The organism is Bradyrhizobium diazoefficiens USDA 110, assembly GCF_000011365.1.
Lineage (GTDB): Bacteria > Pseudomonadota > Alphaproteobacteria > Rhizobiales > Xanthobacteraceae > Bradyrhizobium > Bradyrhizobium diazoefficiens.
Map to the genome: position 1 here is coordinate 9,053,235 of NC_004463.1, position 14,611 is coordinate 9,067,845.

The following is a 14,611-nucleotide window of genomic DNA, read 5'->3' on the forward strand; positions in this document are numbered from 1 at the left end:
CCTTTGGGGAGGCCCTGCAAACGCCCGTTGATGTGGCCGAGGAAGCTGTCACATTACTTTGACGTACAGGTGCCAATTTTGTAGGCGCTGGGATTTCGGAGCCCAGACCGGAATACGCGGCGAACGCTGCCAAGCGAATATATTCCGCTTGTGCAGCGTTCAGGATCCTCTCAATTTCGGGAGTTCGGCGTGTTTGATGCTGAAATGACTGCGCTGCTCAGGGCGGTGCTCGACGAAGTTTGCGAAAATATTCCTGTAAGCGAAACGGGCGCCAGAGCGTACGTTGCTTCGAAGCTGCTCGATGCTGCGGCACATGGACAGCTCTCAACCGACGCGTTGAAAGCGGCGGGTCGCAAGGCCTTGAACCCACCAACGATGTGGCGCTGATTATCCGCTCCACATCACTCGATCACATCGTATTCGAAGGCGACGCCCTCCGGGTCGTTCTCCTCGAACCATCGTTCCGCGGCGTCCACCGTCGCGAAGACTTGATGTGATCGACGTCGCCGACCTGCTTGGCGGTGTTCACATAGACGCCCACCGTTGTGTTCCTTTTCAAAACTCGAGCCGGCGCTGTCCGTATCTAACCCAGTGTCCGAACCTGATTTAAGGGCCTAACATGGTAGAAGGCAAGCCAGCGGGGAAAGGCGATCCCACGTCCCGCGCGGGCAACAGGAAGGCTGAGCCATTGATCAACATTGCTGAGTGCCGCGAGCAGGCTAACCACTACAAGAGACTTTCTGGCGTGAGCGGCATTTCCAAGGATCGCGCCGCCGCCCTGAAAAACATCGCCCGAAGTTTCGTGGGTTTGGCTGGCCAGCTGGATAGACTGGCTTCCCGTGCGAGGAACGAGCAGAGGTAAGCAGCCTCAGCTGATGGCCTTAGTTACCAAGGTCGGCGGTTCTTTTTTTTGACCTTGGGAAATTTACGGTGGGCGCCGGTTCACGCTGGTGGGCCTAGCACTCCCGGCGCTCAAATCCGCAATTGGATCGGCAACCGGGAGCATTGGGGCTGGAATTGCCATGCCCAGCCATGTCGGCCCTCCAAGTGACAATACGTAGAAAACCGAAGTCCGGTAGTTGTCCGGACTCCATTTTCGGAACGGGGTGTTCTACTGAAGGAACACCGGCGCGATTTGAGCACTAATTTTTTTGTTATTCCGGGAATGCCGCAGTGGGGCTGGAACCACGCTGCGGCTTTTCCCATTCGGGGCGTACTGGTCCCAGCTGCGTTCCGTCGGGCAAACACTAACCTTTGACCCCTGCGGTAGCCTGCATCATAACTGTCACATGAAGAAAGGCGACGTGACGTGCCCTGATTGTTCGGCGGGATCTCGCCGGATCGAACTTGAATCCCGCAAGGGCAACGCCGGGCACTACAAGTGCCTGATCTGTGAGCGCGTCCTAGAGGTCTTCGACGGCTCCCGGGAGATTGCTTATCGGCTCGCCGTACAGCCGTCCGACTTGCATCCTGTGAGAGAGTAAGGCCGCCTCAGTTGGCGGCGCCTTATTGGTCCCTCTTCAGCTTGCGCCGGCCCCAGTGAGGCTCTTTGCCCTTCGGGTTAAACTCCGGGACGTGGTGGCGGTTCAATGCCCGCATGACCCCGATGCTGGCAAACATACTCGGGCCTCCACCTTCATCGCGGCTTGCCATTCCGATGCGGCGTGCTCTTTCTTCGGCGACGCGGCGATGTACTCGCCGGCGTCGAGCTGCGTCACCAGTATGCGATCGCCGATCGTGATCGGATCCTCGAAACGCCGACCCCAGCCTCGTTCCGTCATTCCTTCCGCTTCAGCTCAGGTCTCGCGGCAGCAATGGCGCGTTCAACCTCGTCGGCCAGAACTGTCAGATGCTCGGCCAGCCTTGTGAACATCTCGCTTCTTGGGTTCAGTAGCAAGATCGCGGATCAAGGCGCACTCGGCAGCATCCGTGCGGAGCTTTTCTAACTGAGCCTGCATGTCCTTCATTGCGACCGGTTCCGTTCCCGATGAGGAACTATACCGCTTTGGGCACAAGTGGACAGAACTGATTGCCGGTTTTTCCTATGCTCGTCACCACCTGGCGACCCCATTACCGCCAAGGTCACCTCCAACGGCCCCGGCCTCCACACTTCAAAAGCCCCCATGGCCGGGGCCGTTTTTAAGGTGGCTACCGATAGCCCATGTCGCCGATCGGCCCTTTTGCGTTCCAGTTGAAATCCGGTCGTACGTCTGCGCCGCGCCCGGCGCAGGCGGTGCAGACGAAGCGCGGCTCGACATCTGACAGCCGAACATCGTCGGGCCAGCGATCGGTGCCGAGCGCAACGTGACGGCCGCAGGGGCAATACATGAGGACGCCGCGCAAGCCCATCTCGCGCATCTCGCCAAAGGTGATCTTGATTGGCCGACCCTCGGCGTGCGTGGGCGTGTGGCGGCGGGCAGGGTGAGGCATGCCGAGATCCAACCGCTGCGCGGGCGACAGTCAAATTATCGATTACTGGTGGCTCGGACCGCGCGCGAGCTACTGCGCGTCGTGGGTGTGGAAAAGCGCTCACTGCGATCGACAGCGGTTTTGCGCCCGCCGGCCGAGGCGGTGAACGACGAGAGCGCGGGGCTTCGGTCCCGCGCCCAGATCAGCGGAAAATGGTTGTTCCTATATTGAAGGGCTGACGGATCCGCAGGGCTCATGGGTTAGGAGCACGTGCCCGTGCCAACATTCACGGTGCGTTTGGGCGAAGCCAATCAAGGCCAGGATAATCAAAGCCACTGCGACGCATCCGGCTACAACGTTCTGCATCATGGCTGCCACTCCAGGTAAACTGTGACTGGCTTACTCGGCCAGGCTCCGCCTCGCTGCCGCGCACCGCGCTGGGCGCCCGGTCACCGAGTGATCACCGCGGACGGTGACCGGGCGGACAAGCTATCTGGCGGGCCTTCTCAAAGCGGCGTGAGAATCTGCCAGATGACCACCAGCACCACGACCACCATCATGACGTAGATAATCCTACGGCCGGTCTGGTTTATTTGGCTCATCGGATCACCCTGCACGGTTTGCCCTTCTTGCGCAGTGGCCCGCCATCTGGTGTCGGCCCTCCGAGGTGCAAGGCCCACATGATGCCACCCCCCAGCTTGCGCCCGTCTACCTCGATCGGATCATCCTCGAACGGGCGCCCCAGCCTTGATCGGTCATTGCCACGGGCTGACACCGCCTGCGCTATCTGGCGAAACCGGAGTCTAGAAGCTTCAGAGTCGAAATCGGCCACTTGCCGTCGTGGCCACCGATCGAGATCCGGAGCCCGTGCACCTCGTCAAGGAAGACGTGATCAACCGTCCCCGCCTTACCGTCGGTCAGGATAGCCCCCCTGCCGATTAGCTCCGTCTCGGCAGCATGAAGTTCTCGAAGGATGTTCGTCGCTCGTTTGGTCCAGTCATCGGACATGGTCATGCCCTACGCGGCTGGCGGATTAGTGAAGATCAGTCAGAGCGGCAGATGCATTGAGGCCATCGGCGCTTCGCGCGAATCAGTGCCGCCAACCGTCCTTGTCGAGCTCGACCCTGAAACCTTCCGGCAGCCGCGGCGTCTCGCCTTCGGTCACGACTTGCAGCGCGGCTTACTTCGGTGGGCGCAAATCGCCTTGAAGCCACCGGCCATTGGAATGCATGGAATCTTCATGCGCTGCGAATGTCGTAAGTGCGTGATTGCAGACAGCGCAGCGAAACCTGTGCAAGTCCACGCTTAGGCTTGCTGACTGCGAATGTCGAGTTCGGCCGCGTCGATCAACGCTTTGGCGGCGGCAAATTGCCCAATTAGCGTGTCGAGAACGGCGGCTTGGGCTTGGATGGTGGCGATGTTGGCAGCGATTGTTGCCATGATGGAGCATTTCGTTTTTTGCTAGGTGGGATCGTAGTCGGTCGCAGCGAAGCCGCCGAACGACGGCCACGGTGCTGCGGGTTCAGGCGCGGGCATGATCGGCTTGTAAGCCGGCTTCGGCAGCGGCGGTGGTGGTGACGGCGGCGCAGGTGGTGCGGCTGGCGCTGGCTGCTCTACACGCGAAGGGAGAGGAGCAGACGCGACCTTCACGATCGGCGGAGCCGGAAGCGCTGGAAGAGATGCTGCGCGAGCCTTGGCGCGATCGATGCGCTCTCCCAGTCCTTCCAACAGGCTAAACTCAACCCGCTCCTGGAACGCATTGACGCGAACATGCTTGCCGATCAGCTCCAGGCGGCGCAGTCGATCACTCAACCTGATCTTCTTGACGTGACCGACTTGCCTACGCTCCTCGCCCGCCCCTTCGTATAGCGCGTCGATCTCGACACCGGCAACGAGGCCTTGCCGCCAAATTTCCGGCCAAGCGTCTATGGGCTTGAGGTCGCCGCGCTCGTCGTACAGGTCAGCAAGGTCGGCTTCAGCTTCATCGGCTAGCGGCGACGATGACGAGCAGGGCCCGTGAGTGCCTCGGGCAAACGAACAGCTCTCAGCTAGCGATCGGGCTTTGCGCGCCCCTCAGAATGTCTTGCTTTCGGCAGAACAGGGCGCAACATCTGGCTTGCCATATTCACTGTCCGGACGGCGCCCGCTGGATTCATTGTACGTTACGTACAGAAGCGGCGCGTTACGAACCCAATTGACCCTTCAGGGCTGTCCCTAGAGAAAGGACATCAAATCACAGCGCTCCGCGGAGTCAGCTATGCTCCACCGCAGGCACGCGGTTAAGGAGGAGAGGATTTGATTTCGAATGAGATTCTGCCGATGATCAGCGAAACGCTCGCCGCCATGCGAACCCACCGTAACCGCATCCACCGCTATCGCCGTTTGCTTGAAACAGAGGTCGCGGGGCTTGACCGCCAGTATGTCGAAAGACGTCTGTCCGAGGAGCGATGTGCTCTCGACGCGCTAGTCTCGGCTATTTTTCCCTTGGTTTTCAAGTTCCCAAAGGCATCTACGCCTCCTAGGGAGATCGAAAGCAGTGGCGTACCAGAGCCCGGAGCCACTCAGGGTGAAGCCCGCTCTGCGTTAGAGGGTTCGCGGCGCGAGGCAAAATCAGGAGGCGCGTTCAAGAGAGCCTGCCGTGATCAAATTCAGCACAAAAATGGGAAAGTTCGCCGGATTTGTGCAGGCAGGACTGCGAAGATCAGCGGCTTCTTCCTATGACTAGTTAGATTTTCACTTTTGCATCGATCGCGCAGCTCGAATGCCGGCGAAGAAGCGCTGAATTCGAACGGGCAAACGCAGCGAGCGCTTATTCATCGCGCGCCCGAAAGGTCCGTAGCCTACGGACTCAGTCTGAAACTCTAGAAATTAGCTCTACTTTGGCAGATTTTGCGATTGAGCGGCGGGACCGGATTCACAAATCAGTTTTTCAATGATTCATAGGTGGTCGGCTTTTGGAGGGCCGACCATGGTGGGCACGACGTCGGATTGGGAAGATGAGCTTGGACGCTGGCTGAAGCCATTCCTGGATTGTTTAGGTCACAAGGCGCGGCGGCGAATGTGCCCGCTCTATGTTTCGGGGCTGATTGGACCGGGCGATCGTAAAAGCGTCCAGCCGATGGCATCGCGACTGGCGCCGGGCGACTATGATCAGTTGCACCATTTCATCGCTGACGGCGTCTGGGACGCGGCGCCGTTGGAATCAGAACTGCTCATTCACGCCGACCGGCTCGTCGGTGGCAAGGATGCGGTGTTGGTCATCGACGACACCGCGATGCCGAAGAAGGGCAATCGCTCGGTTGGTGTCGCGCCGCAATATGCATCTACCCTTGGCAAGACGGCCAATTGCCAAACGTTGGTGTCGCTGACGCTTGCGCGGGGTGAAGTGCCGGTGATGGTGGCATTGCGTCTCTTCGTTCCCGAGAGTTGGACGAGCGATCCGGCGCGTTTGAAGCGTGCCGGTGTTCCAGTTGAGCAGCGCGTAGCGCGAACCAAGCCAGAGATCGCGCTGGCCGAGATTGATCGCGTGATGGCAGCCGGTGTTCGCTTCGGCTGTGTACTGGCAGATGCCGGATACGGTCTCAGCGCGCCGTTCCGTCAGGGTCTCACGGCCCGCGGGCTGGTTTGGGCAGTCGGTATCCTGGGGCGTCAGAAAGTATATCCGGCGGGGGTGAAGCTGATCTTTCCAATAGCTGGTCGGGGGCGCCCCCGTCAGCGGCACATTCCGGATCTGTTGTCGATGCCGTCGGAAGACATGCTTGCTGACGCCAAGTGGAAAAATGTGAGTTGGCGGCTGGGGACCAAAGGCAGACTGCAAGCACGCTTTGCCGCCGTTCGCGTGCGGATCGCCGACGGGCCTCCACAACGGATCAAGGATAAGGGTCAACAGCATCTTCCCGGCGAAGAGGCGTGGCTGATCGGCGAACACCGCAGTTCGGGGGAGAAGAAGTATTATCTGGCAAATCTGCCAGCCGAGATGGACCTCCGACAGTTGGCTGCAACCGTCAAGGCACGATGGATCTGCGAGCAAGCGCATCAGCAACTAAAAGAGGAGCTCGGTCTTGATCACTTCGAGGGGCGGTCCTGGCACGGGCTTCACCGTCACGCCCTCATGACGATGATTGCTTACGCCTTCTTGCAACACCGCCGCATCGCCAAAGCGGGACGGAAAAAAAAGAATCAACGGGCCGCCACCTCAGCCAAGCCTGCCGGCCGTGCGCAACGCCATCGTCGATCTCATTCTTCGGCTACCTCGTCAGCGGTGTCCGCACTGCAGAAGACAGATCAACGAAGCGCAACGGCGTGAATAGATCTGCCAAAGTAGTGTTAGTGCGAAACATATCTCAAATGGGACTGTCCACTTTGACGCACGCAGCTATAAGTTGAGACATGGGACGATGGCGTTTTCAGCATTAGTAATGCGAACCATTTTTTGAACTGTTGCTATGCTTGAGGGTGACGAGAGAACGGGGGCAGGTCCGAAAGGAGCTTTGTTTTGCCCGAGTGAATTGCGCATCGCTCGTGGGGAACGGCCCAGTATGATTGGTACGCTTGATCTATTGGGCCGGCCTGCGATTTTGATCGATCAGAATGGCTTCGTGGCGGCTGTCAACGACAACGCGTCGAAGCTTTTCGATGACGATCTATCGGTGAAGGGACGGCGTCTGTTTGCAGCGGATGCTCAGTCACGACTGAGGCTGGACCGACTGATCACTCAGGTCCGCTTTTTGTCTGGCAAACCGGGCCGTAGCACCTTGCAAACAGTTGTCACCCGGAGTCAGCGCCGGCCGATTGTCATTGATGCCATCGTTCAGGACTGGGAAAGTGCAGGCGATCCCCTCCTCCCGGACATGGGCGCCCTTCTGATCCTGACTGATCTGAATGAAATACCTCGCGTCTCGCAGAGCTCTGTCATGGAGATCTTTGGATTGACTCCCGCGCAGGCTCGTCTCGCATCGCTGCTGGTGGAGGGAAAGTCGCTGGAAGAAATTGCATTTTATATGAACATTTCGTCGGGGACAGCGCGAAACCATCTGAAAGCTGTCTTTTTGCGAACCGGGACCAGGCGGCAAGCTGAGCTAGTCTCGCTATTGTCCCGGCTTCTATAACCCCGCCCATCCAAACTGGCCGGCCGGCTGCATTCTTCTCGCTGTGCAGGTCAACGTTTCCTGGTTTTCGATGACGGAAAGCTGACCAAGACTTAGCCAACAAGCCTACCTTGTCCATTGTGTGATGCCCGCGATACCTCGGCCTGGGCATTCGCTATGGCGGCGGTCAATTCCTCGCATTTCTGAGATTGTCTCAATGTTCCCCAAGCCGAAATCCGTCTTGTTGCCCAACACCTATGCCTTCGAATCCGAGCCGATGGTGAAGGCCACGGGTTTTCGCGAATACGACGCGCGCTGGTTGTTCCAGAAGGAAATCAACCTGATGGGGATCCAGGCGCTCGGCATGGGGCTGGGCGCGCTGATTGCGGAGCTCGGCGTCAAGCAGGAGATCGTCACCGGCCATGATTTCCGCGGCTATTCGGCCTCGATCAAATATGCGCTGATTTCCGGCCTGATGGCTGCGGGCTGCAAGGTGCACGACATCGGGCTCGCGGTGACGCCGATGGCCTATTTCGCGCAGTTCGACCTCGACGTGCCCTGCTGCGCCATGGTCACGGCCTCGCACAACGACAATGGCTGGACCGGCGTGAAGATGGGCGCCAACCGCCCGCTGACCTTCGTCCCCGACGAGATGACGCGGCTGAAGGAAATCGTGCTCAACGCCGAATTCAAGAACAAGGCCGGCGGCTCCTACCAGTTCCACGAGAACTATCCGGCGCGCTACATCGCCGACCTCACCAGCCGTCCGAAGCTGACCCGCAAGCTCAAGGTCGTCGCGGCCCGCGGCAATGGCACGGCCGGCGCGTTCGCGCCGCAGGTGCTGGAGGCGATCGGCTGCGAGGTGATCCCGCTCGACACCGAGCTCGACCACACCTTCCCGAAATACAATCCGAATCCGGAAGACATGGAGATGCTGCACGCGATCCGCGATGCGGTGCTGCATCACAAGGCCGATGTCGGTCTCGGCTTCGACGGTGACGGCGATCGCTGCGGCGTCGTCGACAACACCGGCGAGGAAATCTTCGCCGACAAGGTCGGCGTGATGCTCGCCCGCGACATGTCGGCGATCCACAAGGACGCGCAGTTCATCGTCGACGTGAAGTCGACCGGCCTGTTCGTCACCGATCCCGTGCTGCAGAAGCAGGGCGCCAAGGTCGCTTATTGGAAGACCGGCCATTCCTACATGAAGCGCCGCACCCACGAGACGGGTGCGCTCGCGGGCTTCGAGAAGTCCGGCCACTTCTTCTTCAACAAGCCGTATGGGCGCGGCTATGACGACAGCCTGGTGTCGGCGCTCGCGATCTGCGACATGCTCGACCGCGCGCCGGGCAAGTCGATGGCCGATTTGAAGAACGCGCTGCCGAAAACCTGGTCGTCGCCGACCATGTCGCCGCATTGCGCCGACGAGACCAAGTACGGCGTCATCGACCAGGTGGTGAAGCATTTTGAAGGCTTGCAGGCCAAGCGCGCCAGGATCGGCGGCCAGGCGATCCGCGATCTCGTCACCGTCAACGGCGGACGCGTCACGGTCGAGGACGGCAGCTGGGGCCTGGTGCGCGCGTCCTCGAACAAGCCCGAGCTCGTCGTCGTGGTCGAGAGCCCGGTCTCCGAGCAGCGCATGCACGACATGTTCGAGATGGTGAACAGCGTGCTGCGCACGCATGCCGCGGTTGGGGAATACAATCAGAGGATCCAAGGTGGCCTTGCTGGGCCGATCCGGCAGGCGAGGACCGATACCGAATTTGACTAATTAAGCTCGTCCAAGTTTCCGTAATCTATTTGGAGCAAGCCGTGACAACCAATCTTGTTTCTTCAGGCACGACCACGCTCAGTTCAAACTCCTCCAACAACTATCTCGTCTATGGTTCTGGCGCGCTTGTAATTGCTGCCAGCGTCATGCTTCCGGGACAATCCCTAGCGGGGATGACACCGCCCCAGTCGCTGTATCCAACCGTTCGCGCCAGAAGGGTGGAGCAGATGAGAGCGTTTCGGGCAAGATTCATCGAATAGCCGCGAAAAACGGCGTGCGTCCTTGGCATTAATCCCTCCTGGGCTCTTCGACCCGTAATCCGCGCGCCCCTCCTCTTCCAGGGGCCGTAGTACTGAAAGGCTAATCGCCATTTTTTGGTCTCAAGCGCCCTTTCACGCTGAAGTTGGGTAAGATTGAGTTACCCCGAAAATCGGTAGCAGAAAAGGAATTGCGGATTAGAAGAAAGGCAAGGCGGGCAGCTAGGCCTTAACTTGGATAGGTGGGAGGCTTTCATCCCGATGATTCAGTTATACTTCTAGTTCGCTCAGGCCGCCTGAACTGTCGTCAAAAACCTGTCGACTTCGATCCTCAGTTGCGCGCCGTTGGCGGACAGCATTTAGGCGGACAACCAAGCTGACCTGAAGCTCAGTCGGTTTCTGTTGCCCTGTCGCAAAATTACCTCGTGTAGGATCACACGCTCGGTCACAAAAACGGATTTTCCCCGTTCTACCCATTTCAATCGAAAAGACTGCTTCTCGGGTCGTTCGGGAGGCTTTTTCATGATCGGGTTGGGTTGGCGATTGGTTCACTGTCATTTGGAATCATAGCAGTTTACCCGAAACATGAAGTTAGAAGAGCTTGCGCTTCTCGTGCCTCCAGCGAGCCTAGGTACCGAGCAAATGGCGGCAGGGTCTTAACCGGCCCGGAGGGCGGATGTCTTTTGATGGCCCTTTCGAGGCCGAATTGGCGGGTTGAAGCAGCGCAAGCAAATGAAAGGCAAACTTGCCAAACTTTTTTGGCTCCAGCCTCGCCCATTTTTGCGCTTGCCAAATTGGAAGATCCAGAAGCAGCGCAAGCAAATGGCGTGCGCCATTCAAGACAAAAATTGGTCAATTGGTCACCGGCAACTTACCCTAGGGTTTCGACCGTGCCTGTGGAATTTCGAGACCTGCGCTGGGCGATCGTCGCGTCCAAGCACCGAAGCCTCCGCCAAGCGGCAGAGGCGCTCAGAATCAAGCAACCCACTCTTAGTCGCGGCCTGCGCAATCTCGAATACAGGTTGGGCGTCACTCTGTTTAAGCGTACCAATGGCGGCACACGACCTACCGTTGAAGGGCAGGAATTCCTCGAAGCTGCCCGGCGTTTCGTTGATGAGACGGAAGCAATCACGGTTCGTGGCAAGAACCGCTCGCGTGGTGAGAGCGGCCGATTGACCATCGGCATCCACACTTCCCTGTCAGCCGGCAATCTCCGGGCCACTCTCATCGAGCACCGGCACCGCTTCCCCGATGTCGACAGACAACTGGTTGACGGAGCGAGCGACCATCTGATTTCGGATCTCGCCAGCTCCGCGATTGACGTCGCCTTTGTGGCCGGCCTCAGTCCAAGGTGGAGCGACAGGTCATTGTTGCTCTGGAGCGAGCGTGTCGTTGCCGCCCTCCCCGCGAACCATCCGCTGACAGGTCGTGACGTAATTCACTGGGGCGAACTGAGGCACGAATCGCTTTTGATGTCGCAGCGAGGCCCGGGACCGGAATTCCTGAAGCTCCTTGACAGCAAATTGGGGTCTTCCGATCCTTGCCCGCTGGTTCGCCATGATGTGGTGCTCGACCGTCTTCTCTCCTTGGTCGGCGTGGACTGGGGCATTCTACTGGTATTGGAAAGTGCGACGGGCGCAGTCTATCCGGGTGTCACCTTCCGCGAGGTGCATGATGCCGAGGGGCCGACGCGGCTGAGCTTGCGCGCTTATTGGCGGCAGGACAACGCTAATCCATCGCTGCGTCCGTTGCTCGACCTGCTTCGGGAGCGCTATCCTGATATTTCCGCTGCCCCAGATGCGAGCTGAACAGCATTTCGTCGGGCCTTCGCAAAGGCGCGGTCGGTTGCGATAAAGCGCCCAACCATTGGCGATCAACTTGGCAGCCTTGGTCGGCGTCGTCGCGCCGCCGCTACGCGTCAGAATCGGCATAGCTTTGAGATCCCTGAAGACTGCAGCATCTGTTCGAGCATCGGCATCGGGGTGTCACGATCACCCCTGGGGGGCGGCATTTCCTGGACGAGGTGCGTCGCGGTGTCGAACATTCGCCGGTGCTTGCTGTGATCGCTCACAGTCCCGGCAGGCTGAACCTTGGCTGCCGCCGACTCGCGCCCCTAATCGCTGAACCTAGCGCTCGTCGACGGCCGAAGCACCCACGGGAAAGCGAACCAGACCCATGCGATGATCTGAAGGACAAGATTGAGGAAAAAGGCTATCTGGTACGCGATCTCCGGATAATGCCCCGCCTGAGGCGTCCAATGTTCAAGGACGACGCCAGTGGCATATTGCAGGACAAACGCTCCACCGATATGGAACACGTTCAGCGCAGCATTGGCCCGTCCGGCAAGCTCTTTCGGGAAATAACTAGCCAGGATCGCATAGCTAAGCACCGTAGCTGCGCCGACGGCGGCCACAGCGGCCCACAGGACGTATGATGACAACGGCCATCGCAGGATAATCGCGAATTGCACGGCAATGAACATAAGGCCGACGACCGCGAGGAGCGCCTCTGTTCCAATGCCATAGCGACGCAGCCGATCAGCCAGAACGCCTAGCAGGAGCGCACCCAGGCTGAGCGCGACGGTCATGACAAGCAAATGTTGCACCAAAGCAGCGCGATCAAGTCCCTCGACGTCAGTGAACCACTGCGCTGCCCAAAGTCCCTGCAGCGCCCAGGCGGTGCCGACGGAAGTCGCTGATAGCGGCGCCAGACGCCAGAAATGCGGATCGGTATAAATCTTCTTCAAGCTGGCCACGGCTGTTCCACGCAGGACCGGCGTTGCCGATGCACTCTCCGGCACCAAGAGATAGATCATCGAGATAGATCATCGCCGAACAGCCGGCCGTGAAGACAGCTAACAATGCGAAGAGCGTCCTCCACCCAACCCAAGCCAGCAACCACTGCGCCGGCGAGGTCGTGGTGACTGCTCCCAATGCACCGAGCATGACCATCAGGCCGTTGAGAAACGGAAGACGGTCCTTCGGAAACCAGAGAACGAGGGCTTTCAATCCGGCGGTCAGGCTCGCGGCGACGCCGAGACCGAGTAGCGCCCGGCCTAGAAGCAGCATGAGCAAATTGTCTGACGTAGCAAACAATGCGGCGCCGACCGCAGCAGCAACCAGCAGCACGCTCTGGATCAGCCGCGGACCATATCGATCCAGAAGGATGCCGACGGGTATCTGCGCTACCGCGAAGGTGAGAAAATAGACCGAAGTCAGCAAGCCAAGATCACCAGCGTCGAGCCCCAATTCCGATGTCAGGGGAGCGGCGATCAAAGCGTTGATTGTCCTGAAGAGGTACGAGAGGTAATAACCGACAGCAAAAGGTAGAAACACCCGCATGACAAGTGCGGAGACACCCATCACGTCTGCAACTGATCGTCGCGGCACGTAGGTGCGGCTTGGGCTAGGCGGCCGCGAATAAGGCGTGGTTTCAGCGCCGTTAGATCTCTCGCTGTAGCGGGATGTTGGTCCGGTCTGGAAAGGTTCGAATGCTGCCGCCCTCCCGCACGGCAGCATTCGGCTCTGACCCGCCATCAACCGTGTCGGACAGACGACGGTCTGGTTCTGAAGACCTGCAATTCGTGCGGCGATCCGCGCTTGCCGCAAGGTGGCTCGCCCAGCGGTTCTTATTCGTCACGAGGCGCCGGTTCATCGTCTCCCGGAGGAGGGATGTCCCCCGCTCAACACGACGTCCTACTTGCGCAGCGAACTCATCGAAGCGTTCTGAGCCCACCACAGTCGCCATATGCTGCTCTGCCGCCGATAACGAGGGCGTAACAGCCAAGTGAAAGCGCGCGTGAAGGGCGACGGCCTCATTCACCATCTTGAGATCGGCACCGAGACGCCCGATCTGATCGTTCAACTCAGTGAGGCGGCCTGCCACGATCGCGAAATGTTCAGCAGCGTTATCGGATTCGAGAAAGCTATCGAGCGCGGCTTCAATAAGTTCTGACTTTGTGACTCCCGTGCGTGTAGCCGCGGCGGTCAACCGCGTTGACATGGATTCGCTGAGATGAACGCCGGTCCGGGATTTCATGAGAGGACTCACTGTGAAGCGCCTGGAGTGTTGCAGTAACGGGCCACTGCCTTCGTGCGTGTATCGCACGTCATCTCAAGTTTCAGATCGGATTCAGCCTCAATTTCCGGATGCCCGCGGCGCCAGCTCCCACGCTCGACGGCGGCTAGAAAGCTGTCGAGCTGAGCATTGAATGCTGTCGGCTCTTCCAGATTGATGGTGTGGCCGGTGTTGGGACAGATCCAAAGACCGGCGTTGGGAAGCACTGCTTTCAGCATCAGGTTAGTCTCAAGGCAGGGCGCGTCTTCATCGCCCAGGGCCAGCAATACCGGTGTTCGCATCGTTGAGAACTGATCGGCCAGATCATGCAATGGCGGTCGCACCCCCTGACAGCGCGCCATCGTATTCGACATACCTAGCGGTGAGTGGTGACGCAGGCGTTCCTGGAACTCTTCCCAGCTCCGTGTGTCCTTGTATTTGAGTTGAATACGAGTCTGACCATGCGCCATTCTCCGGGCCATCGCGTCCATCCCGCGCTCGATGAAAGCCCGCGCGAGAATGGAGGTTTCTCTCGACCAGGCGTCCTGCTGGGAAGGAGCCGATCCGGATCCCACACCGGCCGCGACAATCGCGCTGGCTCTCTTCGGATAGCGTAATCCGAACTGCAAGGCGGCATATCCGCACATGCTCAATCCGACCAGGTGTGCGTGTTCGACAGCGAGGCCACGCATGACGGCGGCGATGTCGTTCACAGCGAGCTCCCAGCCATATAGCGTCGGATCGTCAGGAACGTCGCTGGGGGCATATCCGCGAGCGTTGAAAGTGATGCAGCGATAGGCACGAGAAAAGTAGCGAACCTGGGTTTTCCATCCGCGGCTATCTGAGCCGAACTCGTGCAGGAAAATGATCGGATGACCTTCCCCGGCTTCCTCAAAATAAAGCTTCACACCCGTGGCATCGATATATGGCATCTGACTTCCTGTTCACCTGAACGCGTCTACGTGAGCAAAATGCTGGTCTATGACCGGATTTGACTTGATGGGCTTTCGTCCCGGCCGTTTCTGCAAGGC

At 59.1% G+C, this 14,611-nt stretch carries 17 protein-coding genes and 1 pseudogene; 7 read left to right on the top strand and 11 right to left on the bottom strand.

Annotated features, from left to right (window positions below; all coding sequences use genetic code 11):
* Positions 1 to 150: 150 nt before the first annotated feature.
* Positions 151 to 387 (top strand): hypothetical protein, encoded by a 237-nt coding sequence (locus BJA_RS41915; protein WP_011090972.1) that lies wholly within the window; start codon positions 151 to 153, stop codon positions 385 to 387.
* Positions 388 to 1,586: 1,199 nt separating this feature from the next.
* Here BJA_RS41915 and BJA_RS41920 read toward each other — a convergent pair.
* The 6 genes and pseudogenes from BJA_RS41920 to BJA_RS41935 form a co-directional block, all read right to left on the bottom strand.
* Positions 1,587 to 1,781 (bottom strand): hypothetical protein, encoded by a 195-nt coding sequence (locus tag BJA_RS41920; protein ID WP_011090973.1) that lies wholly within the window; start codon positions 1,779 to 1,781, stop codon positions 1,587 to 1,589.
* Positions 1,778 to 1,967, bottom strand: a pseudogene (locus BJA_RS43495) (hypothetical protein). Before BJA_RS43495 ends, BJA_RS41920 begins: the two are co-directional and overlap by 4 nt.
* 181 nt (positions 1,968 to 2,148) lie before the next feature.
* Positions 2,149 to 2,430, bottom strand: coding sequence for a hypothetical protein (locus BJA_RS41925; RefSeq protein ID WP_011090974.1), 282 nt, complete (start codon positions 2,428 to 2,430; stop codon positions 2,149 to 2,151).
* Positions 2,431 to 3,192: 762 nt separating this feature from the next.
* Positions 3,193 to 3,423: a hypothetical protein gene (locus BJA_RS41930; protein ID WP_016847165.1), complete on the bottom strand. Its 231-nt coding sequence runs from the start codon at positions 3,421 to 3,423 to the stop codon at positions 3,193 to 3,195.
* Between the two features lie 291 nt (positions 3,424 to 3,714).
* Complete coding sequence (locus tag BJA_RS43790; RefSeq protein WP_016847164.1) at positions 3,715 to 3,849, bottom strand: hypothetical protein; 135 nt, start codon at positions 3,847 to 3,849, stop codon at positions 3,715 to 3,717.
* A 21-nt stretch (positions 3,850 to 3,870) separates the two neighbouring features.
* Positions 3,871 to 4,221 (bottom strand): hypothetical protein, encoded by a 351-nt coding sequence (locus tag BJA_RS41935; protein ID WP_161170744.1) that lies wholly within the window; start codon positions 4,219 to 4,221, stop codon positions 3,871 to 3,873.
* A 483-nt stretch (positions 4,222 to 4,704) separates the two neighbouring features.
* On the opposite strand from BJA_RS41935, the gene BJA_RS41940 reads away from it, so the two are divergent.
* The 6 genes from BJA_RS41940 to BJA_RS41965 all read left to right on the top strand — a co-directional run bounded on the left by BJA_RS41940 (position 4,705) and on the right by BJA_RS41965 (position 11,332).
* Positions 4,705 to 5,130, top strand: a complete 426-nt coding sequence (locus BJA_RS41940; protein WP_223153798.1) for a hypothetical protein — start codon at positions 4,705 to 4,707, stop codon at positions 5,128 to 5,130.
* Between the two features lie 247 nt (positions 5,131 to 5,377).
* The gene (locus tag BJA_RS41945; protein ID WP_236842076.1) at positions 5,378 to 6,715 is read left to right on the top strand and encodes an IS701-like element ISBj9 family transposase; all 1,338 of its coding nucleotides are present in this window, start codon (positions 5,378 to 5,380) and stop codon (positions 6,713 to 6,715) included.
* Positions 6,716 to 6,947: 232 nt separating this feature from the next.
* Positions 6,948 to 7,517: a helix-turn-helix transcriptional regulator gene (locus BJA_RS41950; protein WP_016848068.1), complete on the top strand. Its 570-nt coding sequence runs from the start codon at positions 6,948 to 6,950 to the stop codon at positions 7,515 to 7,517.
* A gap of 196 nt (positions 7,518 to 7,713) precedes the next feature.
* Positions 7,714 to 9,267, top strand: coding sequence for a phosphomannomutase/phosphoglucomutase (locus tag BJA_RS41955; RefSeq protein WP_063921586.1), 1,554 nt, complete (start codon positions 7,714 to 7,716; stop codon positions 9,265 to 9,267).
* 41 nt (positions 9,268 to 9,308) lie between these two features.
* Entirely contained in the window at positions 9,309 to 9,527 is a 219-nt protein-coding gene (locus BJA_RS41960) for a hypothetical protein (protein WP_125459388.1), read from the top strand.
* 683 nt (positions 9,528 to 10,210) lie between these two features.
* Positions 10,211 to 11,332 carry a LysR substrate-binding domain-containing protein gene (locus BJA_RS41965; protein ID WP_011090981.1) on the top strand — a complete coding sequence of 374 codons (1,122 nt, stop codon included), beginning with the start codon at positions 10,211 to 10,213 and terminating at the stop codon, positions 11,330 to 11,332.
* Here the strand turns inward: BJA_RS41965 and BJA_RS43925 are convergent.
* The 5 genes from BJA_RS43925 to BJA_RS41985 all read right to left on the bottom strand — a co-directional run bounded on the left by BJA_RS43925 (position 11,296) and on the right by BJA_RS41985 (position 14,512).
* Positions 11,296 to 11,391, bottom strand: a complete 96-nt coding sequence (locus tag BJA_RS43925) for a hypothetical protein (protein ID WP_301309069.1) — start codon at positions 11,389 to 11,391, stop codon at positions 11,296 to 11,298. The two genes, BJA_RS41965 and BJA_RS43925, sit on opposite strands and share 37 nt — an antisense overlap.
* 246 nt (positions 11,392 to 11,637) lie before the next feature.
* A complete protein-coding gene (locus BJA_RS43500) occupies positions 11,638 to 12,270 on the bottom strand; it encodes a hypothetical protein (RefSeq protein ID WP_223154147.1) in 633 nt (210 codons plus the stop codon).
* A complete protein-coding gene (locus BJA_RS43505; RefSeq protein ID WP_016848072.1) occupies positions 12,158 to 12,886 on the bottom strand; it encodes an MFS transporter in 729 nt (242 codons plus the stop codon). The genes BJA_RS43500 and BJA_RS43505 overlap by 113 nt, the downstream gene beginning before the upstream one ends.
* A gap of 79 nt (positions 12,887 to 12,965) precedes the next feature.
* Positions 12,966 to 13,562, bottom strand: a complete 597-nt coding sequence (locus BJA_RS41980) for a ribbon-helix-helix domain-containing protein (RefSeq protein ID WP_161170741.1) — start codon at positions 13,560 to 13,562, stop codon at positions 12,966 to 12,968.
* Between the two features lie 8 nt (positions 13,563 to 13,570).
* Complete coding sequence (locus BJA_RS41985; protein WP_011090985.1) at positions 13,571 to 14,512, bottom strand: alpha/beta fold hydrolase; 942 nt, start codon at positions 14,510 to 14,512, stop codon at positions 13,571 to 13,573.
* Between the last annotated feature and the right edge of the window lie 99 nt (positions 14,513 to 14,611).

Coding starts and splice junctions, on each gene's coding strand:
- BJA_RS41920 (WP_011090973.1), bottom strand. CDS start 1,781: ATGACGGAACGAGGCTGGGGTCGGCGTTTCGAGGATCCGATCACGATC.
- BJA_RS41925 (WP_011090974.1), bottom strand. CDS start 2,430: ATGCCTCACCCTGCCCGCCGCCACACGCCCACGCACGCCGAGGGTCGG.
- BJA_RS41930 (WP_016847165.1), bottom strand. CDS start 3,423: ATGACCATGTCCGATGACTGGACCAAACGAGCGACGAACATCCTTCGA.
- BJA_RS43790 (WP_016847164.1), bottom strand. CDS start 3,849: ATGGCAACAATCGCTGCCAACATCGCCACCATCCAAGCCCAAGCCGCC.
- BJA_RS41945 (WP_236842076.1), top strand. CDS start 5,378: ATGGTGGGCACGACGTCGGATTGGGAAGATGAGCTTGGACGCTGGCTG.
- BJA_RS41950 (WP_016848068.1), top strand. CDS start 6,948: ATGATTGGTACGCTTGATCTATTGGGCCGGCCTGCGATTTTGATCGAT.
- BJA_RS41955 (WP_063921586.1), top strand. CDS start 7,714: ATGTTCCCCAAGCCGAAATCCGTCTTGTTGCCCAACACCTATGCCTTC.
- BJA_RS41965 (WP_011090981.1), top strand. CDS start 10,211: ATGGCCCTTTCGAGGCCGAATTGGCGGGTTGAAGCAGCGCAAGCAAAT.
- BJA_RS43925 (WP_301309069.1), bottom strand. CDS start 11,391: ATGGTTGGGCGCTTTATCGCAACCGACCGCGCCTTTGCGAAGGCCCGA.
- BJA_RS43505 (WP_016848072.1), bottom strand. CDS start 12,886: ATGGGTGTCTCCGCACTTGTCATGCGGGTGTTTCTACCTTTTGCTGTC.
- BJA_RS41980 (WP_161170741.1), bottom strand. CDS start 13,562: ATGAAATCCCGGACCGGCGTTCATCTCAGCGAATCCATGTCAACGCGG.
- BJA_RS41985 (WP_011090985.1), bottom strand. CDS start 14,512: ATGCCATATATCGATGCCACGGGTGTGAAGCTTTATTTTGAGGAAGCC.